23 protein-coding genes are annotated in these 24,596 nt (G+C 66.1%); 11 read left to right on the top strand and 12 right to left on the bottom strand.

Features of this window, described 5'->3' with window-relative positions:
• The first annotated feature begins 5 nt into the window (after positions 1-5).
• Together AB8808_RS17915 and AB8808_RS17910 are read left to right on the top strand one after the other, a co-directional pair.
• The gene (locus AB8808_RS17915) at positions 6-1,271 is read left to right on the top strand and encodes a tetratricopeptide repeat protein (protein WP_369930902.1); all 1,266 of its coding nucleotides are present in this window, start codon (positions 6-8) and stop codon (positions 1,269-1,271) included.
• A gap of 113 nt (positions 1,272-1,384) precedes the next feature.
• A complete protein-coding gene (locus AB8808_RS17910) occupies positions 1,385-4,018 on the top strand; it encodes a M1 family metallopeptidase (RefSeq protein ID WP_369930901.1) in 2,634 nt (877 codons plus the stop codon).
• A gap of 97 nt (positions 4,019-4,115) precedes the next feature.
• Here the strand turns inward: AB8808_RS17910 and AB8808_RS17905 are convergent, their stop codons facing one another.
• From AB8808_RS17905 to AB8808_RS17895, 3 genes are all read right to left on the bottom strand, one after another.
• On the bottom strand, positions 4,116-5,060 hold the full coding sequence (locus AB8808_RS17905; protein ID WP_369925716.1) for an IS110 family RNA-guided transposase: 945 nt from the start codon (positions 5,058-5,060) through the stop codon (positions 4,116-4,118).
• Positions 5,061-5,401: 341 nt separating this feature from the next.
• On the bottom strand, positions 5,402-6,250 hold the full coding sequence (locus AB8808_RS17900; RefSeq protein WP_285406627.1) for a PfkB family carbohydrate kinase: 849 nt from the start codon (positions 6,248-6,250) through the stop codon (positions 5,402-5,404).
• Between the two features lie 3 nt (positions 6,251-6,253).
• Positions 6,254-7,558, bottom strand: coding sequence for a NupC/NupG family nucleoside CNT transporter (locus tag AB8808_RS17895; protein WP_369930900.1), 1,305 nt, complete (start codon positions 7,556-7,558; stop codon positions 6,254-6,256).
• Between the two features lie 128 nt (positions 7,559-7,686).
• Here AB8808_RS17895 and AB8808_RS17890 point away from each other — a divergent pair, with 128 nt between their 5' ends.
• On the top strand, positions 7,687-8,322 hold the full coding sequence (locus tag AB8808_RS17890; RefSeq protein ID WP_369930899.1) for a LysE family transporter: 636 nt from the start codon (positions 7,687-7,689) through the stop codon (positions 8,320-8,322).
• Positions 8,323-8,351: 29 nt separating this feature from the next.
• Positions 8,352-8,810, top strand: a complete 459-nt coding sequence (locus tag AB8808_RS17885; protein ID WP_369930898.1) for a DUF7336 domain-containing protein — start codon at positions 8,352-8,354, stop codon at positions 8,808-8,810.
• Between the two features lie 116 nt (positions 8,811-8,926).
• On the opposite strand, the gene AB8808_RS17880 is transcribed toward AB8808_RS17885, so the two are convergent.
• A complete protein-coding gene (locus AB8808_RS17880; RefSeq protein ID WP_369930897.1) occupies positions 8,927-10,582 on the bottom strand; it encodes an alpha-amylase family protein in 1,656 nt (551 codons plus the stop codon).
• A 98-nt stretch (positions 10,583-10,680) separates the two neighbouring features.
• Here AB8808_RS17880 and AB8808_RS17875 point away from each other — a divergent pair, with 98 nt between their 5' ends.
• The gene (locus AB8808_RS17875; RefSeq protein WP_369930895.1) at positions 10,681-12,249 is read left to right on the top strand and encodes an alpha-amylase family glycosyl hydrolase; all 1,569 of its coding nucleotides are present in this window, start codon (positions 10,681-10,683) and stop codon (positions 12,247-12,249) included.
• A gap of 31 nt (positions 12,250-12,280) precedes the next feature.
• Here AB8808_RS17875 and AB8808_RS17870 read toward each other — a convergent pair whose 3' ends face one another.
• Positions 12,281-12,457, bottom strand: a complete 177-nt coding sequence (locus tag AB8808_RS17870; RefSeq protein ID WP_369930894.1) for a hypothetical protein — start codon at positions 12,455-12,457, stop codon at positions 12,281-12,283.
• A 59-nt stretch (positions 12,458-12,516) separates the two neighbouring features.
• Positions 12,517-13,485: a hypothetical protein gene (locus AB8808_RS17865; protein WP_369930893.1), complete on the bottom strand. Its 969-nt coding sequence runs from the start codon at positions 13,483-13,485 to the stop codon at positions 12,517-12,519.
• A gap of 114 nt (positions 13,486-13,599) precedes the next feature.
• On the opposite strand from AB8808_RS17865, the gene wrbA reads away from it, so the two are divergent.
• From wrbA to AB8808_RS17850, 3 genes are read left to right on the top strand one after another with little or no spacing between them, the layout of a single operon-like run.
• Entirely contained in the window at positions 13,600-14,199 is a 600-nt protein-coding gene (gene wrbA, locus AB8808_RS17860) for an NAD(P)H:quinone oxidoreductase (protein ID WP_369930892.1), read from the top strand.
• 40 nt (positions 14,200-14,239) lie between these two features.
• A complete protein-coding gene (locus tag AB8808_RS17855) occupies positions 14,240-15,013 on the top strand; it encodes a YdcF family protein (RefSeq protein ID WP_369930891.1) in 774 nt (257 codons plus the stop codon).
• A 60-nt stretch (positions 15,014-15,073) separates the two neighbouring features.
• A complete protein-coding gene (locus tag AB8808_RS17850; protein WP_369930890.1) occupies positions 15,074-15,598 on the top strand; it encodes a hypothetical protein in 525 nt (174 codons plus the stop codon).
• A 206-nt stretch (positions 15,599-15,804) separates the two neighbouring features.
• Here AB8808_RS17850 and AB8808_RS17845 read toward each other — a convergent pair whose 3' ends face one another.
• Positions 15,805-16,263 carry a PA2169 family four-helix-bundle protein gene (locus AB8808_RS17845; RefSeq protein WP_369930889.1) on the bottom strand — a complete coding sequence of 153 codons (459 nt, stop codon included), beginning with the start codon at positions 16,261-16,263 and terminating at the stop codon, positions 15,805-15,807.
• Between the two features lie 171 nt (positions 16,264-16,434).
• On the opposite strand from AB8808_RS17845, the gene AB8808_RS17840 reads away from it, so the two are divergent.
• Entirely contained in the window at positions 16,435-17,250 is an 816-nt protein-coding gene (locus AB8808_RS17840; RefSeq protein WP_369930888.1) for an SDR family NAD(P)-dependent oxidoreductase, read from the top strand.
• A gap of 88 nt (positions 17,251-17,338) precedes the next feature.
• Positions 17,339-19,675: a S9 family peptidase gene (locus AB8808_RS17835; RefSeq protein WP_369930886.1), complete on the top strand. Its 2,337-nt coding sequence runs from the start codon at positions 17,339-17,341 to the stop codon at positions 19,673-19,675.
• Positions 19,676-19,846: 171 nt separating this feature from the next.
• Here the strand turns inward: AB8808_RS17835 and msrB are convergent, their stop codons facing one another.
• The 4 genes from msrB to AB8808_RS17815 all read right to left on the bottom strand — a co-directional run bounded on the left by msrB (position 19,847) and on the right by AB8808_RS17815 (position 22,590).
• The gene (gene msrB, locus AB8808_RS17830) at positions 19,847-20,449 is read right to left on the bottom strand and encodes a peptide-methionine (R)-S-oxide reductase MsrB (RefSeq protein ID WP_369930885.1); all 603 of its coding nucleotides are present in this window, start codon (positions 20,447-20,449) and stop codon (positions 19,847-19,849) included.
• A gap of 78 nt (positions 20,450-20,527) precedes the next feature.
• Complete coding sequence (locus AB8808_RS17825; protein ID WP_369930883.1) at positions 20,528-20,875, bottom strand: glycine zipper 2TM domain-containing protein; 348 nt, start codon at positions 20,873-20,875, stop codon at positions 20,528-20,530.
• Positions 20,872-21,819 carry a YihY/virulence factor BrkB family protein gene (locus AB8808_RS17820; RefSeq protein WP_285406656.1) on the bottom strand — a complete coding sequence of 316 codons (948 nt, stop codon included), beginning with the start codon at positions 21,817-21,819 and terminating at the stop codon, positions 20,872-20,874. Before AB8808_RS17820 ends, AB8808_RS17825 begins: the two co-directional genes overlap by 4 nt.
• A 66-nt stretch (positions 21,820-21,885) precedes the next feature.
• On the bottom strand, positions 21,886-22,590 hold the full coding sequence (locus tag AB8808_RS17815) for an HAD family hydrolase (RefSeq protein WP_369930882.1): 705 nt from the start codon (positions 22,588-22,590) through the stop codon (positions 21,886-21,888).
• Positions 22,591-22,650: 60 nt separating this feature from the next.
• Between AB8808_RS17815 and AB8808_RS17810 the strand changes: the two genes are divergently transcribed.
• On the top strand, positions 22,651-22,896 hold the full coding sequence (locus AB8808_RS17810; protein ID WP_369930881.1) for a CPXCG motif-containing cysteine-rich protein: 246 nt from the start codon (positions 22,651-22,653) through the stop codon (positions 22,894-22,896).
• 287 nt (positions 22,897-23,183) lie between these two features.
• Here the strand turns inward: AB8808_RS17810 and AB8808_RS17805 are convergent, their stop codons facing one another.
• Entirely contained in the window at positions 23,184-24,494 is a 1,311-nt protein-coding gene (locus AB8808_RS17805; protein ID WP_285406661.1) for a carbohydrate porin, read from the bottom strand.
• Positions 24,495-24,596 lie beyond the last annotated feature (102 nt).

Genomic DNA, 24,596 nt, shown 5'->3' with positions numbered 1-24,596 from the left:
ACGGAATGTCGGAAGCACGAGGGGGATCGCTGCTGGGCGACCGTCGCTACGCCGCCGAGATGGATGCGCTGCAGCGGTTCGGCCGGATGGAGAAAGAAGCGCAACTGGGCGACCCGGCGGCGCAGTTCCGCGTCGCCCAGGCCTACGTGGACGGTACGGCGCATGTCACGCCCGACGCACGCCGTGCGGCACAGTGGTTTCGCCGCGCGGCCGACCAGGGCCACCTGGACGCGCAGTGTCGCCTGGCCGCGCACTACGCCGACGGCCTGGGCGTCCCGCATGATCCGGTCGAGGCCGCGGGCTGGTACCGGCGTGCCGCGGAAGCCGGCTCGGCCGAGGCGCAGTGCGCCATGGGCTCGCTGCATGCGCGCGGGCAGGGCGTGGCCATGGATCGCGGCGCATCGCTGCGCTGGTGGGGCCTGGCCGCCGACCAGGGCCACGTGCAGGCCTGCGTGAACCTCGGGGTGTCGCATTACTTCGGTCGCGGCGTGCCCAGGGATGCGGAGCTGGCCTTTGCCTACTACAGCAAGGCGGTCGACCGCGGCCAGAGTGACGCGCGCGGTTACGCGGATGCCCTGTGCAGCGTCGCCCACATGCTTTGCGACGGCATCGGCGTGGCGCCCGACCCCGTCATGGGCGCACGCCATTACCGGCGCGCGGCGGAGCTGGGCAACGGCAGCGCGCAATTCGCGCTGGGCCGGATCTATCTGGAAACCAGCCACCTGGATACCGATCGCGAGCAGGCGCGGCACTGGCTGGGTCGCGCGGCGGACCAGGGCGACAGCGAGGCGCGGCGCCTGCTCGACGAGATGGACGCGGCCGATCGGCAACGCATCGCCGCGCAGGACGCCGGTGCGCCCCGTCCGGTCGTGTCGGGTGCCCAGCAGGATGCCGCCGCGCAGTTCGCGCTCGGCCAGCGGCTGGCTGCCGGTGACGGCGTGGCGTGCAACGAGCCGGAAGCGGTGCGCTGGCTGGGGCTGGCCGCCGAGCGCGGCCACACGGGCGCGCAATACGCGCTGGCACGGATGATCGACGGCGGCCGCGGCGTGCCGCGCGAGGTGGACGAGATGCTGCGCTGGTATCGCCTGGCGGCCGGCGCCGGGCATGCCGACGCCCAGTTCGAGCTGGGCTTGCTCCACGAGAACGGCGACGGCGTGCCGCCCAGCCTGGCCATCGCGCGGGCGTGGTACCGCAAGGCCGCCGCCCGCGGTCATCTGAAAGCCCTGCGCCGGCTGGAACGCCGCGCGTGGTGGCGCTTCTGGTCGCCGTAAATTCCTGCGGCCATGACTTCCGGCGCTTCTCACCGCCCGCGCCGGAGGCCACCATCGGCGGATCGACCCGCCGGACGTTCCCGGCGGCGCGACGAACCAAGGGCCTTCCATTCATGCGTACTCCTCTCGTCAGCGCGATCGCGTTCGCGCTCGCCGGTCTTTCCGCCGTGGCCGTGGCCGCCCCGGTCACCGATGCCAGCCAGCTCGCCACCACCCAGTTGCCGCGCAGCGTGCGCCCGACGCACTACGACGTCGCGGTGGTGCCGCATGCCGATAAGCTGACCTTCGACGGCAAGGTGGCCATCGCCATCGACGTGCTGGAGCCCACCGCGTCCATCACGCTCAATGCCGTGGACATGACCTTCGCCCACGTGACGCTGCGGCCGGCCAAGGGCAAGGCGAGCTTCGCCGCGCCGAAGGTCGCCGTGGACGCGGGCACGCAGACCGCCACCTTCACCTTCGACCATGCCGTACCGGCCGGCAGCTACACGCTGTCGATGGATTACACCGGCAAGATCGGCACGCAGGCCAACGGCCTGTTCGCGATCGACTACGACACCAAGGCCGACGGCAAGAAGCGCGCGCTGTACACGCAGTTCGAGAATTCCGACGCCCGCCGCTTCATCCCCTCGTGGGACGAACCGGCGTACAAGGCCACCTTCACGCTGTCCGCCACCGTGCCCTCGGCCGACATGGCCGTGAACAACATGCCCGCGGCGAATAGCAAGGACCTGGGCAACGGCACCAAGACGGTGACCTTCGCGCAGACGCCGAAGATGTCCACCTACCTGCTGTTCTTCGGCCTGGGCGAATTCGATCGCGCCACCACGCAGAGCGACGGCGTGGAAATCGGCGTCATCACGCAGAAGGGCCTGACCTCGCAGGCGCAGTTCACGCTGGAATCCGGCAAGGCCGTGCTGCAGGAATACAACGCGTACTTCGGCGTGCCTTACCCGCTGCCCAAGCTGGACAACATCGCCTCGCCGGGCCAGAGCCAGTTCTTCTCGGCGATGGAAAACTGGGGCGCCATCTACACCTTCGAATACGCGCTGCTGCTCGATCCGTCCATCTCCACGCAGTCGGACAAGCAGGAGGTGTTCAACACCGCCGCGCATGAAATGGCGCACCAGTGGTTCGGCGACCTGGTCACCATGCGCTGGTGGGACGACCTCTGGCTCAACGAGGGCTTCGCCTCGTGGCTGGCCTCGCGCACCACCGAGCGTCTGCACCCGGAATGGCACACCAACCTGGAGGCCGTGAGCATCCGCGAGGGCGCGATGGGTCGTGATGCCGTGGCCACCACCCACCCGGTGGTGCAGCACGTGGCCACCGTGGAGCAGGCCAGCCAGGCGTTCGATGCCATTACCTACGCCAAGGGCGAGTCGATCATCCGCATGCTCGAGGCCTATGTCGGTCCCGATGCCTGGCAGAAGGGCGTGCAGGCCTATATCAAGGCGCACGCGTACGGCAACACGGTGTCCGACGATCTCTGGAAGGAGATCGACGCGGCCGCCGGCAAGCCGGTGAGCACCATCGCCCACGATTTCACGCTGCAGCCGGGTATCCCGCTGGTGCGCGTGGAGTCCGCCTCGTGCGCCGGCGGGTCCACCACGCTGAAGCTGTCGCAGGGCGAGTTCACCCGCGATCGCCCGGACAAGAAGGCCCTGGCCTGGCACGTGCCGGTGATTGCGAAGACGGTCGGCGGCGCCACCGCCACCGCGCTGATCGAGAACGGCTCGGCCACGATGACCGTGCCGGGTTGCGCGCCGGTGCTGCTCAACGCCGGCCAGACCGGTTATTTCCGCACGCTGTACCAGCCGGCGCAGATCAAGGCGCTGACCGGTGCCTACGCGAAGCTCGACCCGATCGACCAGCTCGGCGTCGCCGCCGACGTATGGGCGCTGGGCATGGGTGGCCTGGAACCGGCGTCCGACGTGCTGGACTTCATCAAGGTGACGCCGCTGGATGCGTCGCCGGCCCTGTGGGACCAGATCAACGGCGACTTCTATTCGCTGGACAGCTACTACGACGGTGACGCGAAGCGCCAGGCCGTGCTGCGCAAGTACGCGCTGTCGCGCCTGTCGCCCAAGTTCGCCCAGATCGGCTGGGATGCGAAGCCGGGCGAGGAAGCGCCGGTGGCGATCCTGCGTTCCTCGCTGATCGGCACGCTGGGTCACCTGGGCGACGCGAAGGTCATCGCCGAAGCGCGTCGTCGCTACGAGAGCAACCAGATGTCGCCGGAGCTGCGCACGGTGATCCTGGGCGTGGTGGCCGAGCACGCGGACAGCGCGACGTGGGACAAGATGCATGCGGCGGCGAAGGCGGAGAAGACCCCGCTGGTGAAGGATCGCCTGTACGGCATGCTGGCCGCCAGCGAGGACAAGGCCCTGGCCCAGCGTGCGCTGGACCTGGCGCTCACCGGCGAAGCCGGCGCGACCAACAGCGCGCAGCTGATCTCCACCGTGGCCCGTCACCACCCGGAGATGGCGTTCGACTTCGCCGTGGCCCACAAGGACCAGGTGGACAAGCTGGTCGATTCCACGTCGGCGTCGCGCTACTACCCGATGCTGGCCGGTCGTTCGAGCGAGGTGGCCACGATCGACAAGGTCAACACCTTCGCCGAGAAGTACATCGCCGCCACGTCGCGTCGCGATGCGGAAACCGCCATCGCCGGCATCCGCTATCGCGCGATGGTGCGCGAGCAGCGCCTGCCGGCCGTGGATGCGTGGCTGAAGAAGAACGGCTGATCGTTGCCGTGAATTGAAAACCCGCTGGCCTTGCGGCCGGCGGGTTTTTTTGTGCGCGTCGAAGTTCGCAAAGGTAATGTAGGAGCAACTGTCTTTTTCAGGCCTCTACCGTGCCGTGCCATTGAGTCTGATCGCGGGCCATGGCGTTGAGGGTGATGAGCAGTTTGCGCATGCAGGCCACGATGGCCACCTTCGGAGGCTTGCCTCGCGCTTTAAGGGCCTGATAGTGGGCTCTCAGAGGTGACTGGGTGCTGCGGATGGCGGCGAGTGCGGCCATGTAAAGGATGCGCCGCACGAAGGGCCGGCCGGCCATGATCTGGCGGGGGCCGTCCCGCCGCCCGCTCTGCTTGGTGTACGGCGCGACGCCGACCAGCGCGCTGATCTGCCGATTGCCGCGTTGGCCCAGCTCCGGTAGGAAGGCCAGCAGCGTGGCGACGGCGATCTTGCCCAGGCCAGGCACCTGGAGCAGTTGCTCAGCAAGCGGCGCATCGGCGGCTTTGGCGGCTTCCGCCATGAGCCCTTCGAGTGCCTTGATCTCCGCGGTCAGCAGGGCGCCTACCCGCTCTAGCGCCCCTTGGACGACCATCGACTCGCACCGTTTGATCCGGCGGCGGTTGTCGTCGCGCTGCCGGATCAACTGATCCCGGCCCTTCACCAGGCCGCGCAGATGGCGTTGCGCCGGCGTTGGCGGCTTATAGGGCTGCGGCGTGATGGTCTGGGCCATGTGGGCCAAGGCCCTGGCGTCGGCCTTGTCGGTCTTGGCAAACTTGCCCAGGCTACGCACGAAAGCGGTGCCACGATGCGAGGCAATCCGGGTCACCGTATAGATCTGGGCGATGGCATCCAGAATCAGGTTCTCGTAGCCACCGGTGGCCTCCAGGACCACGTGTTGCACGTCCAGCCTGGCCATGACGCGAAGCAGTTTCTTCGCACCGGCTGGGCTGTTGTCGAACTGCTCACAGGCGCCGGTTTGTTCACCGGCACGGAAGAAAGCCACGTCAAGCGTCTTGCTGCTGACGTCGATACCGAGGTAAAAAGTCATCGTCTCGTTCCAGCTAGGGCGGGATAGAGAGCACTTTCCACGGGCCCACGCTTGTGATGTTCGAGCCGTTAACTCGGGCAACTGTTCGGGCTTGGTGGAAAGAAGGGAGTGTGGCGGCCCGGGCTCCTACACGTGCTCAAGGCACCGCGCACAATCGGCCTGCCACACTCCGCTCTCGACTTCGAATCTACCCCATCGAAAAGACACAAGCGCACGCACGTGCGCGAAATCTTTTCGCCAAAAACCATCGGGCTGGCGCGTAACGCCGGACGTTCGGCCTCAACACATGTCGCGCACGTGCGTGCGCTCCTACCCACCTGCCGCGACGTGACGCGCTTGCTCTAAGCCGAACACGCCGCCATCAGCGCATCACGGAAGCACGGCGCATCGACCAGCCGCGCGGCCAGCGTGCCCTTGAACGCATCGCCGGTGCCGCAGGTGGGCACGCGGTAGAGGTCGGCCTGGTCGCCGTAGCGGTCGCTGCCGTGGGAGACCAGGCAGCTCTTGTCCAGCGACACGACCACCGTGCCGGCGCACAGGCGGCGGGCGAGGGCGTTGATCGTGGTGTCGTCCATGCCGGTGACGGCGCTGGCGGTGATGTCGATGTTGAGGAAGCGGCCGCAGCAGCGGGCGAACTCGTGCAGGCTGAGCAGCAGGACGTCGGTGCTGGCGAACTCGCGCACGGAAAGACCGGGCGGTAGCGGGCCGGGATCGAGGATGCGGATGAGGCGGTGGGTGCCGGCCAGGTCGAGCGTGGCGGCGATGGTGTCGATGTTGGCTTCCGTCGAGGCCAGCAGGATCTTCGCGCTGGCGAACAGGTCCGCCTGCGCGGAGACGAAGGCGATCGACAGCTGGTCGTTGGCGCCCGAGGACAACGCCGAAAGGGTCTGGCCCTTGGCGTCGACGATGAGCGCGGTACGGCCGGTGCGCACGCCGGTGGTGGATTGCCAGCGGGCATCGACCAGGGGCGGGACGCCCGAGGGATCGATCACGTCGTCGCCGATGGCGGCGATCAGGCCGGTGGCGACACCCGCCTGCGCGGCGGCGACGGCCTGGTGGAATGCCTTGCCGCCGGGGCGGCGTTCGAAGCGATCGGCGTAGGCCGGTTCGCCGTTGCGGGGAAGGGCCGGCGTCTGCCAGCGTTCTTCCTCGCTATAGCCACCGACAACGAGCAGGCGTACGCCGGACACGCCTCAGAATCGCTCGAGCACGCCGGCGATGGTCGCCGTCATGAACGTGGCGATGGAGCCACCCAGCACCGCGCGCATGCCGAGGCGGGCGAGGTCGCCGCGACGGTTGGGCGCCAGGCCGCCGATGCCGCCGATCTGGATGGCGATGGACGAGAAGTTGGCGAAACCGCACAGCGCATACGTGGCGATCAGGCGGCTTTCCGGCAGCAGTTCGGGCAGGTGCTTGGCCAGTGAGGCGTAGGCCACGAATTCGTTGATGACCACCTTCTGGCCGATGAAGCTGCCGACCAGGGTGGCATCCTGCCAGGGCACGCCGATCAGCCAGGCGATGGGCGAGAGCACCCAGCCGAAGATGGTTTCCAGGCTGAGCTTGACCTCGTGGCCGGTGGTGGCCAGCAGCCAGGCGTTGATGCTGTGGTCGCCGCCGACGGTGCCCAGCCACTGCACGGGGCCGTTGACCAGGGCGATCAGTGCGATGAAGGCCAGCAGCATGGCGCCGACGTTCATGGCCAGCTTCAGGCCGTCGCCGGCACCGGTGGCTGCCGCGTCGATGACGTTGGCGGTGGTCCGCTCCACGTCGATCTTGACGGTGCCGCGGGTGAGCGGCTCCTGCGTCTCGGGCACCAGGATCTTGGCCAGCACCATGGTGGCGGGCGCGGCCATGACGCTGGCGGTGAGCAGGTGCTTCGCATAGAACATGCGCTGCGCCGGGTCGTCGCCGCCGAGCATGGCGACATAGGCCGCCATGACCGAGCCGGCGATATGCGCCATGCCGCCGATCATCACGGTCATCAGCTCGGCCTGGGTCATCCGCTCGATATAGGGCTTGATGGTCAGCGGTGCTTCGGTCTGGCCGATGAACACGCTGGCGCACACGCTGGTGGTCTCCGCGCCGGACACGCGCATCACCTTGGTGATCACCCAGGCCATGGCCTTGACGATCTGCTGCATGACGCCGAGGTGGTACAGCACGCCGGTGAGGGCGGCGAAGAAGACGATGGTGGGCAGCACCTTGACCGCGAAGATCACGCCGAACTTCGAGCTGTCCAGCAGGCTGCCGAAGATGAAGCGCGAGCCCACGTCCACATAGTCCAGCAGGCGGACGAAGCCGGTGGCGATGGCATCGAACACGTCGCGGCCCAGCGGCACCTTGAGCACGACGGCCGCGAAGGCGATCTGCAGGGCAACGCCCGTGGCGACCAGTTTCCAGTCGACCACGCGCTTGTTGTTGGAGAAGCAGAACGCGATGCCGATCAGCACCGCCAACCCGAACAGGCCAAACAAAACGTGGCCAAGCAGACCCAGCATTGCGACTTACCCCTATGAAGGCCGGGGGTAGCCCCGTGACCGCTTTTAAAAACGCGAGGTTACGGGAGGTGGTCTCGTGGGGCAAGGCGCACTGCGAAATTCGGGTGAAGACGGGTAATCTTGGCCCCATGAACCTGTTCCTGACCCTCGCCCTCGTTCAGATCGTCGCGCTCGTCACGCCGGGCCCCGACTTCTTCTTCGTCTCCCAGCTGGCCGCCAGCCGCTCGCGCCGCGAGGCCCTGGCCGGCGTGGTCGGCATCGCCCTGGGCGTAGCGGTATGGGCCGGGCTGGCCTTGCTTGGCCTGCAATTGTTGCTGCATCGCCTGGCGTGGCTGGAGCGGGGCATCGCCATCCTCGGGGGCGCCTACCTGTGCTGGATGGGCCTGCGCATGCTGCGCGCCGCGTGGCAGGCGCCACCGAAAGCCGAGGCAGAAGCCGCGGCGCCCGTGGTCGATGTGCGCGGTTCCAGCCCGGGTCGCGCCCTGGCGAGGGGGCTCGCGACCAACCTCGCCAACCCCAAGGCCGCCGTGTATTTCGCCTCGATCTTCTCGGCCTTCGTGGGCGAGGGCACCGATGGCGCCACCCGCTGGGGCCTATGGGCCATGGTCACGGCGGAAACCGTGCTGTGGTTCGGGCTGGTCGCGGGCATCTTCGCCCTGCCGGCGATGCGCCGGGCCTACGTGCGCGCCGGCCGCTGGATCGACGGCGGCGCCGGGGCGGTGTTTACCTTGTTCGGGTTGCACCTGGTGTTTGCGCGGCGCTGAGCTGGCTAAGAAAGGTAAAGGGAGGCCCTGTGGAGAAGCTGTTCCTGGTCAAACACACGCGCAAGCTGTACGCCGATATTTTTAGCAGCTGGTTCATCGGTTGGTATTCGACATACGCCAAGGCAGAAGCGGCCATCGAACGTGCGCGCCCCCTACCTGGCTTCTGCGATTTTCCGGATGATTTTTTCATCTGGGCGATCGATCTGGACGAAGTCCATGATGAGAACGCCGACGAAAGCTCCGCTCGCTCGACGCGGACATCAGATGCCAAGATCGTTTTTCAGCTCGTATGGTTTCAGGAGCTGGACCACGAGGTCACGGATATCGTTTTTATCGGCGTGTTCTCCAGCCAAGAGCGTGCCGTCGAAGCCATCGAGAAGGTCAAAGGGCGAGAGCGATTTGTGCATCGTCCCGAAGGATTCTACGTTTCCGACGTTGAGGTCGATATAGATCATTCGACAAGTGGCTTTTTCATTCCCGATGAATGATTCATGCCTATTCCATGCGTGGCCAGCGTCTGGCTGAGCGAGACGCTGTGTCGCGTCAGTCTGCCCATGATCGAGGAATAGCCTGTTGAGCTTTCCTTCGTCATACCATCGATTATTCACACCCCATCCACTTCGTTCCGCTTGAGGATGTAGCCCAGTCCACCTTCGCGGAACCAGCGGTAGCCGTACGGTTCCAGCAGGATGCGATGCATGCCGCGCGCATCGGGTTCGCTGTGGTCGTCGGAGAGTACGTTGGTCAGTTGCCCTTCCCGGGAAAACACGGCCTCGCAGGGTGCGTCGGACAGGTTGTGCAGGAACACGACGGCGTTGCCGCGCCAGGTGTAGCGGATCATCAGGATCGCATCGTCGTCCAGCGGTATAGCCTCGAAATCGCCCCAGGACACTTCCAGGATTTCCTTGCGCATGCGGATGACCCGCTCCATCCAGTTCAGCAGCGAATCCGGGTCCCGCCGCTGTTCGGCCACGTTGACATGCGGGTAGCCGAACGGGCCTTCCGCGATCACCTTGCCGACGGAGCGCTTCGCGTCGGTAAAGCCGCCCAGCCGTTCGCTCGACCACTGCATGGGCGTGCGGGCGCACTCGCGCTCGGGCAGTGACAGGTCATCGCCCATGCCGATCTCGTCGCCATAGCGGAGCACCGGCGTGCCGGGCAGGGTGAGCATCAGCGAATAGGCCAGCTCCAGGCGGCGGCGGTCGTTACGAAGCATGGGCGCCAGACGCCGGCGGATGCCTCGGTCGTACAGCTGCATGTCCTTGTCCGGTCCGAACTCGGCAAACACCTTCGCCTGCTGTGCCTTGGTCAGGCGGCCCAGGTCCAGCTCGTCGTGGTTGCGCAGGAACAACGCCCACTGCCCGGTGGCGGGGCGCGGCTTGGTCTTCTCCAGCGCCTTGACCAGCGGGCGCACGTCCGCGGCGGCCAGCGCGTAGAACAGGTTCTGGTTGACCTGGAAATTGAACATCATCTGCAGGCGGTCGCCGTCGTCGCCGAAGTACTCCATATCGTCCTTGGGCAGAATGTTGGCTTCCCCCAGGATGATCGCGTCGCCCTTGCGCCACTGCAGCAGTTCGCGGAAGGAGCGCAGCATGTCGAACTGTTCCTTCGGCTTCTTCACGTCCGCGCCCTTGGTCGCGATGACGAAGGGCACGGCGTCCATGCGAAAGCCCGACACACCCAGCTGGGTCCAGAAACCCATGATCTTCAGGATCTCGGCCTGTACATAAGGATTGGCGGTGTCCAGGTCGGGCTGGAAATCGTAGAAGCGGTGGAAGTACCACGCCTTGGCCCGCGCGTTGTGCGTCCACGTGCTCTTCTGCACGCCGGGGAATACCATGCCCTCATCGGCGTTGGCCGGGCGCGTCTTCGACCACACGTACCAGTCGCGGTACTTCGAGGACGGATCGCGGCAGGCCTCGCGGAACCAGGGGTGCTTGTCGGAGGTGTGGTTGACCACCAGATCGATCAGCACGCGCATGCCGCGCTGGTGGGCGGCGTGGGTGAACTCGACGAAGTCGCCCAGCGTGCCGTAGCGTGGGTCCACGTTGTAGTAGTCGGCGATGTCGTAGCCGCCGTCGCGCAGGGGTGAGGTCTGGAAGGGCATCAGCCAGACGGCGGTGACGCCCAGGCCCTGCAGGTAATCCAGCCGCCGCGACAGGCCCTGGAAATCGCCGATGCCGTCGCCGTTGGAGTCCTGGAAGCTGCCGACGGACAGGCAGTAGATCACGGCGTTCTTGTACCAGAGGTCGTTGATCATGACGGCGCTCGCGGCAGACTGGGGGTGGCGGGAGCGTACGGGGCCGGGCGTGAAGGCATTACCTACACATCCACCGCGTCACCCTCGCTTGCATGACGATGACAGCACGTAGCTGGTGGCGCGACGGCGTCATCTACCAGGTGTACCCCCGCTCTTTCGCCGACGCGAACGGCGACGGGATCGGCGATCTCGAAGGGCTGCGCGGCAAGCTGCGCTACCTGGCCGACCTTGGCGTGGATGCGATCTGGATCTCGCCGATCTATCCCTCGCCGATGGCCGACTTCGGCTACGACGTCAGCGACTACCGCGGCGTCGATCCCCTGTTCGGCGACATCGAGCGAATGGACGCCGTGATCGCCGATGCGCATGCGCTGGGGCTGAAGGTCATCCTGGATTTCGTGCCCAATCACAGCTCCGACGAGCACCCGTGGTTCCGCGAAAGCCGCCGTTCGCGCGACAGCGTGTTCCGCGACTGGTACATCTGGCACGATCCCGCCCCCGGCGGTGGCCCGCCCAACAACTGGTTGTCCAACTTCGGCGGCAGCGCCTGGACGTTCGACGCGGGCACCGGCCAGTACTACCTGCACCTGTTCCTGGACAAGCAGCCCGACCTCAACTGGCGGCACCCCGCGCTTCGCGAAGCCATGTTCGAGTCGATGCGTTTCTGGCTTCGCCGCGGCGTGGACGGCTTCCGTGTGGACGTGCTCTACCACGTGATGAAGGACGCGCAGTTTCGCGACAATCCACCCAATCCGGCATACCGCGACGGCATCGATTCGGAGGCCAACCGCTTCCTGCCGACCCATATCGCGGACCTGCCGGAGACGATGGATGTGGTGGCGGCGATGCGGGCGGTGGTGGATGAATTCCCGGACCGCGTATTGATCGGCGAGCTGTACCTGCCGCTGGAGCGCATCGTCGCCTATTACGGCGACCGCCTGCAGGGCGCCAACCTGCCGTTCAACTTCCTGCTGATCGGTGCTCCCTGGCACGCGCGCGACATCGCTTCGCTGGTCGAACGCTATGAAGCGACCCTGCCGCCGGGTGGCTGGCCGAACTGGGTGCTGGGCAACCACGACAAGCCGCGCATCGCCTCGCGCGTGGGCGATGCGCAGGCACGTATCGCGGCGATGCTGCTGCTTACCCTGCGGGGTACGCCGACGTTGTATTACGGCGACGAGATCGGCATGCGCGACGTGGCCATCCCGCGTGCGGAAGTGCGCGATCCGTTCGAACTCAACGAGCCGGACAAGGGCCTGGGCCGTGACCCGCAGCGCACACCGATGCGCTGGACCGGTGCACCGGGCGCCGGCTTCACCGATGGCGTTCCGTGGCTACGCCTGGGCGACGACGTGGCAACGCGTAACGTGGCAACGGAGTCCGCCGATCCTGCGTCGATCTGGTCGTTGTATCGATCGTTGCTGTGGATGCGCCGGGCCTCGCGGGCGCTGAGCGCAGGCAATGTGCGCATCCTCGGTGCCAGCGACGCGGTGCTGGCTTATGAGCGCGTCGAAGGCGATGAACGTCTCGTGGTCGTGCTCAATTTCACCGATGCGCCGGCGGAGTTGCCGATCGAGGAGCCGGTGGGGCCGTGCGTGCTTTCCACGCGCGAGGATATCCGGCGCGGTGTGCTACAGGCGTCCGAGGGGCGGATCTACCTGGGGTGAGTGGTGCACGGGCGATGCCTGGCGCCGCGGGTCAAAGGTACTGCCGCAGGATCAGGCCGATAACGCCCAGCAGCACGGCCACGACGATGATGTGCCGCAGATAGGCGCCACCGGATGCGCCACCGTCGTAGCTGGCATCGTCGAAATCGTGCGTGGCGTCGCGCGGGTGACGCACGAAAGGCAGGCGGAGGCGGCGTTTGCGAACCATGGCGCCATCTTAGCGTCCGGCAGTCAACGCGGCGTCAGCGGGCTGCTGACGGCCATGGCTCACACGCCGGGCTTTACCCGCGACGTGCTTGCAAGCTCCTGCAGGATTTCCGGCCCGCGCACGTCGATGTGGTCGAGGTTGTTCGCATAGAAGCGAACGAACGGTTTCTCGGCGTCCTTGGGCATCCACGGCTTCGCCCACACGAACACTACGCAATAACCGCCGGATTCGGCGATCAGCTTGTCCAGACGGGCGCGCAGCAGCTTGCGTACGGGGTAGGCGTCGATGTCTTTCGCGGTGAGGGTGATGGTCGGGCGCAGTTCGTCATCGCCGTGGCGGAACGGGCGCGAGAACTTCAGGTAATACCCGCCTTCCTTCGTGGCGCGCAGGGAGGCCGCACCCCACCATACCGCCCGGATGCCGGTCAGGTCGGCCGCTTTCTGCCGGAAGACGTTGCGGAACAGGGCTTCGTAGGTGGTGGTCTCACCACCGATCTCCACCTGGGCCTCGGCGAGGTCGCGGTCACGGCGGTGCTCGAGGAATTTCTGCACCAGTGACGAGAGGCGGTAGTAGTGGCTGGGCCGTCGGGTGGTCGCTGCCGCCGTGACGCGGCGCGGCCGGGTGGCGGCGGGATCCCCGGGCGTCGGCGGGCTTTGGTCGGGTGGTGTACCCGGACCCGGCGGGATGGCCGCCGGGCCGCTCACGGCCGGCACCGCGCGGAAATGATCGGCGGGGCGCTCGGCTTCGAACACGTCGGGCTGCTTGTCCTTCCTGGCCTCGCCGGTGGCGTGCACCACCTCGCAGGTGTCGGCGTGGTCGTCGATCCGGCGGGAGCGGAAGTACGGGCGAATCCGCAGGTTCTGCTCCGGTTTTTCGAGGCAGGCGCAGATCAGCTGGGCGGTGCATCCCTGGCCGATGCAGTAGAAGACGGGAGCCTCGCCCAGCAGGTCGGCCCAGTACAGCTCGTACGCGCGCTCCGCGGTCAGCGGCTCGCTTCGGGTGGGCGTGATCGCTTCTTCGATCGACACGAGGTAAAGGCGTCCGGTATGCCAGGTGGCCCACTTTACCGTCCCGCCACCACGTGGTGTAAACACCGACGGGCCTACGGTGGCGACTTCCCCTTTCGATACAGGAGATTCGCCGTGGCGAAGGTGCTCGTGCTCTATTACTCGGCCTATGGCCATATCGAAACCATGGCGCAGGCCGTGGCGGAAGGCGCCCGTGAGGCGGGAGCCCACGTCGACATCAAGCGCGTGCCGGAGACGGTGCCGGAAGACGTGGCGCGCAGTTCGCATTTCAAGCTGGACCAGGCGGCGCCGATCGCCCGGGTGGACGAGCTGGAGCACTACGATGCGATCATCCTGGGCACGGGTACGCGCTACGGGCGGCTAAGCGCCCAGATGGCCACCTTCCTCGACCAGACCGGCTCGCTGTGGTCGCGTGGCGCCCTCAACGGCAAGGTGGGCGGCGCGTTCGCCTCGACGGCCTCGCAGCACGGCGGGCAGGAGACCACCCTGTTCTCGCTGATCACCAACCTGTTGCACCTGGGCCTCATTCCGGTGGGTCTGCCCTACAGTTTCCAGGGCCAGTTGAAGCTGGACGAGGTGACCGGTGGCAGCCCGTACGGCGCCACCACGATCGCGGCCAGCGACGGGTCTCGTCAGCCCAGCGAGAACGAACTGGCCGGTGCCCGTTTCCAGGGCAAGCATATTGCCGAGATCGCGGCGAAACTGTTCGGCTGACGCGCAACAAATGCCATGGGGCTTTGCTACGCTCGGCCCCATGACACTCACCTTTTTCCTGATCCTCCTGGCCATTGCCCTGCTGTCGATGCGCCTGCGCCGCCGTCTCGCCGGTCGGCTGCTCATGCTGCTGGCCGTCGGCTGGCTGTTCTTCGCCGGCTGCGGGCCGCTGACCGGCCTGCTGCTGTCCAACCTGCAGGCGGGCTATGCGCCCGACGTGGCCCAGTGGGGGCAGCGCAACGCCATCATCCTGCTCGGTGCCGGTACGGTGCGTAGCGGCGTGGGGTCCGTCGAGCCCAGCCTCTACGCCAACGGTCGCGTGCTCCGCGCGGCCGAACTGTACCGGGCATGCAAGGCCACCGGGGCCGACTGCAAGCTGGAAGTCAGCGGCGGCGACGCGGCCCACCTGGGCCCGGCCGAGGCCGATGTCTATGCGATCAGCCTGGCCCGATTGGGCATACCGCGCGCGGACCTGCTGCTGGAATCGCGCAGCATGAATACCTTCGAGAATGCGCAGTTCAGCAAGCCGCTGTTGATGTCCTACGGCGCGGACAAGGTGGTGCTGGTGTCCTCGGCGGTGCACCTGCGCCGGGCCATGATCTACTTCGCCCACTTCGGCATACAGGCTGAGCCCGTGCGCGGCGATTACGTCACGGCCCGCTACGACTGGCTGCCCACCTCGGAAAACCTTTCCTTTGCCGATTTCGCCATCCACGAGTATGTGGGCGTGTGGCGCTACGACTTCTACAACCTGATGGGATGGAACGGCCCGAAGCTTCCTGAAGGAAGCGCAACGCCGCCCACGAACACATAACATCCGGCCACTTAAGCTATCGCCACGTCCACCACGGACCCGTCCCTGAAGGAGTTGCCCGTGAAGTCTCGTTATATCCTTGCCGCGCTGCTGGCCACCGCTACCGTCATGCCCGTGGCATCGTTCGCCCAGCAGTCCGCACCGGCCCCGGCCGCCGCCAATCCGGCGTCGCAGATTCCCGCCGCCGACAAGCAGGCCATCCAGAACTTCAACCTCACCGACGACGTGTTCAACCGAATCGTCAAGGTGTCGCAGGAAGCCAAGGCGCAGGGCATCAAGCCCAAGGACGCCAAGACCGATTTCTCGAAGATCCATTCACTCGACGACCTGGCAAAGCAGGTGACGGATTCCGATCCGCGCATTGCGCCGCTGATCAAGAAGTACGGCTTCACGCCGCGCGAGTTCCTGCTCGCCAACCTCGCCGTCACCAATGCGGCCATCGCCTCGGAAGCGAAGGGCAACCCGCAGATGGCCGCGTACGTCGACCAGTCCAAGGTCAACCAGAAGAACGTGGCGTTCTACGAAGCGCACAAGGGCCAGATCAATGCGCTGATGAACGAAGAGCCAGACCCCGCCGCCAAATAAGGCAAAAAGGCCGTGTAGGAGCCCACGATGTGGGCGAGGTTCGTCACCGCGTCGACGATGGTGAAAGCCATCACCGACGCGGGAATGGCATACCGGTGTCGCCCCACACCAGGATCGCCCACATCGTGGGCTCCTACGACGGCAGGTTGCGGCGACACGAAAAAACGGGCCCATTGGGCCCGTTTTTTTACCGATCAATGGAAAGATCAGTTAGTGCCGTGCAGCGCGTGCTTGAGGTCGCGCATCTGGTCGTGGCCGGTCTTGACCGATACGTAAGCCTTCTCGATCACGGCGCGGCTGGCGGCCGAGACGTCGGTGTCCTTCAGCGCGTCTTCGTACTTGTGCTTGATGTGGTCTTCGCCGCGCTCGACTTCGTCGACGATGGCGGTGTCGTCCTTCGAGCTCATCTTCGCGCGCAGTTCGACGAACATGCGATGCGCCTTGGCGAGAATGGTGCCGTCGTCTTCCGGGTTGCCGCCCAGCGAGCGGACCTGTGCCTGCAGTTCCTGCGCGGCCTGGCGACGCTCGCCGGCGCGCTGCTGGAAGGTCGAAGCGTAACGGGTGTTCTCGGCATCCTTCGCGGCTTCGCCGTAGCCCTCGGCGCTGTCGATGGTGGTCTCGATGAGGCTGTTGAGAACCTTGATATCGTGGTCGTTGCTGGTCATGGTCGGGCTCCGTCGGATGACTCGGATCGAGTCGTTTTAAGGAGCCCAAGCATCGCGGTCGCGGGGTGCATGAATCCGTGAAAGCCGCGTCTCATCCATGAACACACGGGGGCCCCGTTCATGTAACGCGGGTGCATACTTCCCATCGCAAAAATGTATCGAGGAACATCCATGGCATCGAATCGTCGCGCGCTGGTCACCGGCGCATCCGCCGGCATCGGCGAGGCATTCGCTCGCGAACTGGCCCGTCGCGGCCACGACCTCGTACTCACCGCACGCCGTGCCGACCGCCTGGAAAAGCTTGCCGCCGAGCTGCGCGACCGGCACGGCATCGAGGCGATCGTTGCGCCGCTGGACCTTGCCCGGCCGGACGGTCCGGAAGCCCTCGTGGCGGCCCTGGATGCGCAAGGCCTGACCATCGACGTGCTGATCAACAATGCGGGATACGGCGTGAGCGGGTATTTCCACGAGCAGCCCTGGTCCGCGCATGCCGACTTCATCCAGGTGCTGATGACGGCCCCGACCGAGCTGGCCTGGCGCCTGTTGCCGTCCATGCAGGCGCGTGGCTATGGCCGGATCGTCAACATCGCCTCGCTGGCGGGCCATCTGCCCGGCTCGGCGGGGCACACGCTGTATGCGGCGTCCAAGGCGTACCTCATCAAGTTGTCGCAGTCGCTGGCGCTGGAGGGCAAGGGCACCGGTGTCCACACCACGGCGGTGTGCCCGGGTTTCACCTATTCGGAGTTCCACGATGTGACCGGCTCGCGCGAGCTGGTCTCGAAGATGCCGCGCTGGCTGTGGATGGACGCAGCCACGGTGGCCCGACAGGGCCTGGACGCGGCCGATGCGGGCAAGGCCGTCTACGTGAACGGCCGTGTCAACACGGCGATCAAGTCCCTGTTCAAGCTGGTGCCCGATGCGCTGGCGCTGGCCATGGTCGAACGCCAGGGGCGGCGCTTTCGGGTGGGGCGTCGACCGAACCCGTGACCAATGGCATACGCCGCAGGCGCGTATGGGGGATAGCCTCGTCCGGTTCGCGGCGCGCCCTGCGCCGTTGCTGTGATGGGGAACCCCTATGTCGACCAAACGCACCGCGGCGCTTTCCGGCGCCGTCCTCCTCGGACTGATCGGCGCCGCCGCGGCGTCCGCGCAGGCCGTCACCCTTGACGACTACAAGCGCGCCGATTCCTTCCTGGGCCACGCGTCCACGCTGGTGGACCACTCCGTCCAGCGGGTCACCTGGGTCGACGACGGCCATTTCTGGTACCGCGACCACGACAAGGACGGCGACCAGTTCCTTACCGTCGATGCCGCCACGGGCCAGGCCTCGCGCGCGTTCGATCGCGACAAGCTGGCCGCCGCGCTGTCGAAGGCGTCGGGCACGAAGGTGGAGCCGGGCAAGCTGCCGGTGAGCACGTTCGTCGTCCGCCCGGACGATGGCCTGGAGGTGACCTCGCGCGGCAAGCATTACGTCTGCGACAAGGCCATCGGCAAGTGCGAGATCGCCGCGGTGAAGAAGGACGCGGCCGGCAAGCCCTACGGTGACGAGCCGGGCCTGAAGTCGCCGGACGGCAAGTCGGAGGCCTTCATCCGCGACTGGAACCTGTGGGTGCGCGACCTGGCCACGGGTGCCGAAACGCGCCTGACCACCGACGGCATCAAGGATTTCGGCTACGCCACGGACAACGCCGGCTGGCAGCACACCGACGAGGCGATCCTCGTGTGGTCGCCGGATTCGAAGAAGATCGCCACGTTCCAGCAGGACCAGCGCAAGACCGGCGAGATGACCCTGGTCACCACCAACGTGGGCCACCCCAAGGTGGAGACCTGGAAATACCCGCTGCCGGGCGACAAGGACGTGACCATGATCGAGCGCGTCGTGATCGACGTGCCGACGAAAACCGTGGTGCGCTTCAAGATGCCCGCCGACCAGCATCGATCTTCGCTTTGCGACGATGTGTCGTGCAGCCCCGGCGTGTGGGACGACGTGCGCTGGGCGGGCGACGGCAAGAGCATCGCCTTCGTGTCCACCTCGCGTGACCACACGCACGAGTGGTTCCGCGTGGCCAACCCGGAAACCGGCGACGTGCGCACGGTGTTCGAGGAAAAGGCCAAGACCTATTTCGAAAGCGGCAACGGCACGGTCAACTGGCAATACGTGCCCGAGACCGACCAGGTGATCTGGTTCTCCGAGCGGAGCAACTGGGGCCACCTGTACATGTACAGCCTGAAGACGGGCAAGCTGGAGCAGGCGATCACCCAGGGTGACTGGAACGTCACCGAGGTGCTGCGCATCGACCCGAAGACGAAGACGATCTGGTTCCGTGGCGTGGGCCGCGAGAAGGGCGTCGATCCGTACTACCAGCAGTTCTACAAGGTGGGCTTCGACGGCAAGGGCCTGACCCTGCTGACGCCTGAGAACGCCGACCACACGGTCAGCCTGTCGAAAGACGGCACCTACTTCTTCGATTCGTATTCCACGATCGACACGCCGCCGGTGGCGCTGGTGCGTCGTTCGGACACCGGTGCGACGGTGAAGGACATCGCCCATGCCGATATCTCGCGCCTGAAGGCCACCGGCTGGGTGCCGCCCACCGCGTTCACGGTGAAGGCGCGTGACGGCAAGACCGACCTCTACGGCCAGATGTTCAAGCCGTCGAAGTTCGATCCGTCGAAGAAATACCCGCTGATCGTCTACATCTACCCGGGCCCGCAGGTGGGCTCGATCCGCACGCGCAGCTTCCTTCCCGCCCATGGCGACAACCAGGCGCTGGCCGAACTGGGCTTCGTGGTGGTAGCGGTGGACGGCATGGGCACGCCGTGGCGCTCCAAGGCGTTCCACGATGCGTATTTCCAGAACATCGGCGACAACACGCTGCCCGACCAGGTGCTGGCGGTGAAGCAGCTGGTGCAGAAGTACAGCTGGCTGGACGGCGATCGCGTGGGTATCTGGGGCCACTCCGGCGGCGGCAACGCCACCGCCACGGCCATGTTCCGCTACCCGGACGTGTTCAAGGTGGGTATCTCGGAGTCGGGCAACCACGACAACCGTAACTACGAGGACGACTGGGCCGAGAAGTGGCAGGGCCTGCTGGTCAAGGACAAGGACGGCAAGAGCAACTACGACGACCAGGCCAACCAGAAGTGGGTCAGCGGCCTGAAGGGTCACCTGATGATCGCTCACGGTACGATGGACGATAACGTGCCGCCGTACGAATCGCTGCTGGTGGTCGACGCGCTGATCAAGGCCAACAAGGATTTCGACCTGGTCATCATCCCCAACGCGCACCACGGCTACGGCGACGCCACGCCGTACATGACGCGCCGTCGCTGGGATTACTTCGTGCGCTACCTCAAGGGCGAAACACCGCCCAAGGAATTCCAGCTGACCCCCATGCCGCCCCGCAATTAACCCATGTAGGAGCGCACGATGTGCGCGACATGTGTTCGCCGAACCTGAAGGGCTGGCGCGTGACGCCGTACGTTCGGCCTCAACACATGTCGCGCACATCGTGCGCTCCTACACGGTGTTTGCAGTGACGTGTGGTGTGCGCGAAAAGATGTCGCGCACACGCGTGCGCTCCTACCCCGCGGTTGTCGGGACCGGGGCGAAGTGCATGGCGCCAGCGTTCATGCAGTAGCGCAGGCCGGTGGGATCGGGGCCGTCGTCGAACACGTGGCCCAGGTGCGCGTCGCAACGGGCGCATTTCACCTCGGTGCGTTCCTCGAGCAGGCTGCGGTCGATCTTCTCCACCACGTTCCGTTTCGAGATCGGCTTCCAGAAGCTGGGCCAACCCGTGCCGGACTCGAACTTGGTGGCCGAGTCGTACAACGCCGTATCGCACCCGATGCAACGGTAAATCCCGTTGTCGTGCCTGTCCCAGTTCTCGCCTGTATAGGCCGGCTCGGTGCCTTCCTGGCGGGTGATGTAATACGACTTCGTGCCCAGCTTCGCCTTCCACTGGTCGTCGGTCAGCACTACGCGGGCCTCGGGATGGGGTCCCAGCGGCTTCTTGTCGGGCGCGAAGGCGTCGAGGGTCACCGTGCCGCCCTGCGGCGCGGGCGGGGCCTCGGCGGCCATGGCGGGCCGCATGGCGCGCAGGATGAAGGGCAGCGAGGCGGAGGCCGCGACCGTGGCGGCAAACACGCCCAGGAAACGGCGGCGATCGGGATCGGCGTGGCGCATGGAACCTCCGGAAAGCAGGAAGGGTGCCCGGTGGCACCCTTCCGATAAGACCGGACCGCTCGGGTCTGGCTTACACGATCAGTCGTTCACCCAATGGCACTCGCGGTGGGTCTCGTAGGTCGCGTTCTTGTTCTGGTGGTTCTTCTGGATCTGGTTGCCGGCATAACCGCCGCCGACGGCACCGGCCACGGTGGCCAGGGTCTTGCCCTTGCCGCCGCCTACCTGGTTGCCCAGCAGGCCACCGGCCACGGCGCCGACGCCCGTACCGATCAGGCGGTTATCGTCCTTGGACTGGATCTGTTTGGTCTGGACGTCGCGGCAGACCTGGTGCTGGCTGCGCCGGCTCTGGGCATCGGCCGGGGGAGCGGTAACGGCCGCGCCGGTAGCGACGACGAACAGGGTAGCGGCGAGCAGATGGGTCTTCATGGGGCATCCTCCTTATAGGGCTGCGACAGGGATACCCCCGGCCTCGTGACGGAGGGGTCAAATACTTGCGCCGGCTCCGGTTTGATCGACATGGCGTATGGCCGCGGTTTAATCGGGGTGCCTCGCGCCTCGGCCACGGCCTCGGTCAGTTCGGCGCCCAGCAGCAGGATCAGGGCCGAGTAGTACACCCAGACCAGCAGCACCACCACGCTGCCCGCCGGGCCGTACGGGCCGCCGACGTTGCTGCGCTCCAGGTAGAACCCGATGGCGAACTTGCCCACCACGAAGAGGAGGGCGGTCAGGCTGGCACCGATCACGGCGTCGCGCCACTCGATGATGGCGTCCGGCAGCACCTTGTAGATGGCGCCGAAGATGACGACGAACACCGCGAGCGAAATCAGCGTTTCCAGCACGTGCCAGCCGGTGGTGCCGCCGCGGACGAACACCGCGATCATGGCGCTGGCGGAGAACGAGATCACCAGCAGGAAGGCCAGCGAGAGCAGCAGGCCCAGGGCATGCAGGCGTGCGCGCAGCCACGTCAGGATCGCATGGGTGGCCTTGCCGGGCTTCGGCTGCAGCCCCCAGACCCGGTTCAGGGCGCCTTGCAACTGGGCGAACACGGCGGAGGCGCCGACCAGGGTGACGCCGAGGCCGATGATGCCGGCCACGCTGCCCACGCTGGGCTTCTGCTTGGCGTTTTCGATCACCAGCCGCACGGCTTCGGCGGCGCGTGAGCCGACCAGGCCGTTCAGGCTGTCGATCAGCTGGGCCTGCCACTCGGGACGGAGCGAGGCGACCACCCACAGCAGCAACACCAGCAACGGCGCGAACGACAGCGCCGAGTAGAAGGCGAGCGCCGCGGCGCGTGTCATCAACTCGTCGTCGCTGAATCCCTTCACCGTGGTGCTGACGACCCGCCAGCCCATCTTCAATCTCGCATGCACGTGTTCGCCTCCCGAATCGACCGAGCCAGCTTCGCGGCTGGGGCGCGAAGGTGGCGTGGACTGGCCTCAGGCCGCGTGCAGGGCCGCGATGGCGGCGGGAATGGCCTCGGCGCCGGCCACCTCGACCACGCGCTCGCCCATGGCGAAGCCGGTCAGCCGCTCGTGTTCCCAGGTGCTGTGGTAGGGCATGTACACCCCGCAGCCGCCCAGGGCGACCACCGGGGCGATGTCCGACTTCAGCGAGTTGCCGACCATGGCGAAGCGCTCGGGCGGGAGCCCGAATTCCCGCAACAGGCGGGTGTACGTGGCGGGATCCTTCTCCGAGACGATCTCGATCCGGTGGAAGATGCCGGCTAGCCCACATCGGGCCACCTTGGCTTCCTGGTGGAAGAGGTCGCCCTTGGTGATCAGCACCACGCGGTGGGTCGCCGCCACGGCCTCCACCGCCTCGCGGATGCCGGGCAGCAGCTCGACCGGGTGGCCGAGCACGTCCTTGCCCAGGCGCACGATGCGATGGATGTCCCGGGCCTCGATGCGCCCGTCGGTCAGCTCGATCGCCGATTCGATCATGGACAGGGCCATGCCCTTGGCGCCGTAGCCGAACAGCGAGATGTTGCCGCGCTCCGTGTCCAGCAGGGCAGTGCGCAGGCCGTCCGCGGCCAGGTCGACATACCGGCCCAGGATGGCCTCGAAGGCCGCCTGGGCCTCGTCGTAGTATTCCTGGCTACGCCACAGCGTGTCGTCGCCGTCGAAGCCGACCATCTCGATCATGAAGGCAAGGTTCCTGCGCGCACGGTTGCGTGCGACATCGTTAAAGCGGAACCTCGCAGGTTGCCGTCAATCGATGCCGCGCGCAACCGCGCGCCTGTCCTGGGGTTATTACATATGTATGAGTTTACCGACGTCGCCTGCCCCTACTGCGGCGAAACCATCGAGGTGGCCGTCGATACCTCGGGCGGCAGCCAGATGTATATCGAGGATTGCCAGGTGTGTTGCCGGCCGATCGTGATGCGGCTGACGGTGGACGAGGGCGATGATTCGTTCGCGCTGGATGCGTCGGCGGAGAATGAGGGGTGAGGCGTTGAGGGGGGCGTGGACCGAGGCGGATCGCGGATCGAGGCACATCGCGGATCGAGGCACACCGCGGATCGAGGCACATCGCGGACCGAGGCACATCGCGGACATCGTCCGCTCCTACAACGGCAACGCGACGCCGCGCTGTAGGAGCCCACGATGTGGGCGATCCGGCCCTCCAAGTCACCGCAGCCATGTATGAGCCCACGATGTGGGCGACCCAGCCCGCCAGACAAAGAAAAGGCCCGGGTCTCCCCAGGCCTTCTCGATGACACCGATGACGAAGCGGCTTAGAACGCCACCGACATCTTCAAACCGAGCACCAGCGCGTCGTCGTTCTGCTTGCTGCCGCCCGGGTCCTTGATGTACTGCAGGTTGGGACGCAGTGCGATCGAGGGGATCGGCGAGTAGCTGTAGAACACTTCGGCGACCTTCTCGTAGCCGTCGTTGACGATGCCGTCCGTGCCGGTGATGGCATTGACCAGGCGCTGGTTCTTCGCGGCGTAACCGCTGGCGTGCGAGCCACCGATGGCGGCACCGATGAAGTCGTTCGGGCGATCGAAAATGCCCTTGTACTCCATGCCCAGCGAGATCTGGTTGTTGGTCGCGGACGTCTCGTGGTCGGCCGACGCGATGTTCAGGAACACCGTGGTGCCGTTGCCGCCGGCTTCGCCGGACACCTGCTGCTGGAAGGTGATCCACGCGCCCTTGCGGGAATCGTGCTGCAGCGGCTCGTTGCCGGTCAGCGCGATGGGCTGGCGGTTCACGTCGAGGTACAGGTCGTTACCCTTGGACGTGTTGTACCAGACGCCGGCGCGGTACGAACCGGGCAGGCCGTTGACCATCGGCTTCCAGCCGAACTCCAGCGGGATCAGCGCACCGGTGGTGCCGCCGGGGAAGTTCGGCTTGAGGCCGTTGTGACGCGCGTAGGAGTCGTCGACGTACTTCGGGTTGACCTGGTAGGCGGCGATCTGGACGAAGGTTTCCTTCGAGGTATCCAGCTTCAGCACCGTGGCCCACTGGCTGGTCGGCCAGTTGACCCAGTAGTCGCCCACGATGTTACCCGGCTGCGCGCCGCAGAAGGTCAGGTTCTGGAAGTCGCACGAGAACTGGTTGATGTCCTCGCCGACCGGCAGGCGGCCGATCTTCCAGGTGAGGCGATCGTCGAAGAACTTCTGCACCAGGGAGAAGACCGTCAGGTGCCAGGTCTGACCGCGACCGTAGACTTCCTGGATCAGCTGGTTGTTGCCGATGTTGGCGTCGGCGCCGATGTTGCGGCCGTTACGATCGGTAACCACGATATTGAACGTCGCGCCGTTCCAGCCCCACAGCTTCTGCAGGTCGAACGCGGCGCCCAGTTTCCACTGGTCGGTGTAACGGGTGATGTTCTTGGTGCCGCCCGAGTAGTTGTGGGCCGCTTCACCGCCGTAACCGAGGTCGAACTTCACGCCGGCGTCTTCGAGCCGCGTGCGTTCACCGTTCCAGTCACCGAACAGGTATTTGCTGGTTGCGAGGTCGTCGGCGTGCGCCGCGGTGGCAGCCAGGCCGAGGCATGCGAGCAGCACGCCGGCGATGGGACGCTTAGCGAGTACGTTGAGCATGTGTCCTTCTCCCTGAAAATTTATGCTTTTGCGTTTATGGCTTTTGATTATCTAAGTTGCAACGCACAATAGCTCCCCGCGCGTCCAACCCGCCGCATCATA

The sequence above is a fragment of the Xanthomonas sp. NCPPB 2632 genome (assembly GCF_041228075.2).
Lineage (GTDB): Bacteria > Pseudomonadota > Gammaproteobacteria > Xanthomonadales > Rhodanobacteraceae > Luteibacter.
This window is presented reverse-complemented; position numbering and strand designations above follow the sequence as displayed.

What these genes read in the sequence shown, in the direction of transcription:
- AB8808_RS17915 (WP_369930902.1), top strand. Translation starts at nt 6, where the DNA reads ATGTCGGAAGCACGAGGGGGATCGCTGCTGGGCGACCGTCGCTACGCC.
- AB8808_RS17910 (WP_369930901.1), top strand. Translation starts at nt 1,385, where the DNA reads ATGCGTACTCCTCTCGTCAGCGCGATCGCGTTCGCGCTCGCCGGTCTT.
- AB8808_RS17905 (WP_369925716.1), bottom strand. Translation starts at nt 5,060, where the DNA reads ATGACTTTTTACCTCGGTATCGACGTCAGCAGCAAGACGCTTGACGTG.
- AB8808_RS17895 (WP_369930900.1), bottom strand. Translation starts at nt 7,558, where the DNA reads ATGCTGGGTCTGCTTGGCCACGTTTTGTTTGGCCTGTTCGGGTTGGCG.
- AB8808_RS17890 (WP_369930899.1), top strand. Translation starts at nt 7,687, where the DNA reads ATGAACCTGTTCCTGACCCTCGCCCTCGTTCAGATCGTCGCGCTCGTC.
- AB8808_RS17880 (WP_369930897.1), bottom strand. Translation starts at nt 10,582, where the DNA reads ATGATCAACGACCTCTGGTACAAGAACGCCGTGATCTACTGCCTGTCC.
- AB8808_RS17875 (WP_369930895.1), top strand. Translation starts at nt 10,681, where the DNA reads ATGACAGCACGTAGCTGGTGGCGCGACGGCGTCATCTACCAGGTGTAC.
- AB8808_RS17870 (WP_369930894.1), bottom strand. Translation starts at nt 12,457, where the DNA reads ATGGTTCGCAAACGCCGCCTCCGCCTGCCTTTCGTGCGTCACCCGCGC.
- AB8808_RS17855 (WP_369930891.1), top strand. Translation starts at nt 14,240, where the DNA reads ATGACACTCACCTTTTTCCTGATCCTCCTGGCCATTGCCCTGCTGTCG.
- AB8808_RS17845 (WP_369930889.1), bottom strand. Translation starts at nt 16,263, where the DNA reads ATGACCAGCAACGACCACGATATCAAGGTTCTCAACAGCCTCATCGAG.
- AB8808_RS17840 (WP_369930888.1), top strand. Translation starts at nt 16,435, where the DNA reads ATGGCATCGAATCGTCGCGCGCTGGTCACCGGCGCATCCGCCGGCATC.
- AB8808_RS17835 (WP_369930886.1), top strand. Translation starts at nt 17,339, where the DNA reads ATGTCGACCAAACGCACCGCGGCGCTTTCCGGCGCCGTCCTCCTCGGA.
- msrB (WP_369930885.1), bottom strand. Translation starts at nt 20,449, where the DNA reads ATGCGCCACGCCGATCCCGATCGCCGCCGTTTCCTGGGCGTGTTTGCC.
- AB8808_RS17825 (WP_369930883.1), bottom strand. Translation starts at nt 20,875, where the DNA reads ATGAAGACCCATCTGCTCGCCGCTACCCTGTTCGTCGTCGCTACCGGC.
- AB8808_RS17815 (WP_369930882.1), bottom strand. Translation starts at nt 22,590, where the DNA reads ATGATCGAGATGGTCGGCTTCGACGGCGACGACACGCTGTGGCGTAGC.
- AB8808_RS17805 (WP_285406661.1), bottom strand. Translation starts at nt 24,494, where the DNA reads ATGCTCAACGTACTCGCTAAGCGTCCCATCGCCGGCGTGCTGCTCGCA.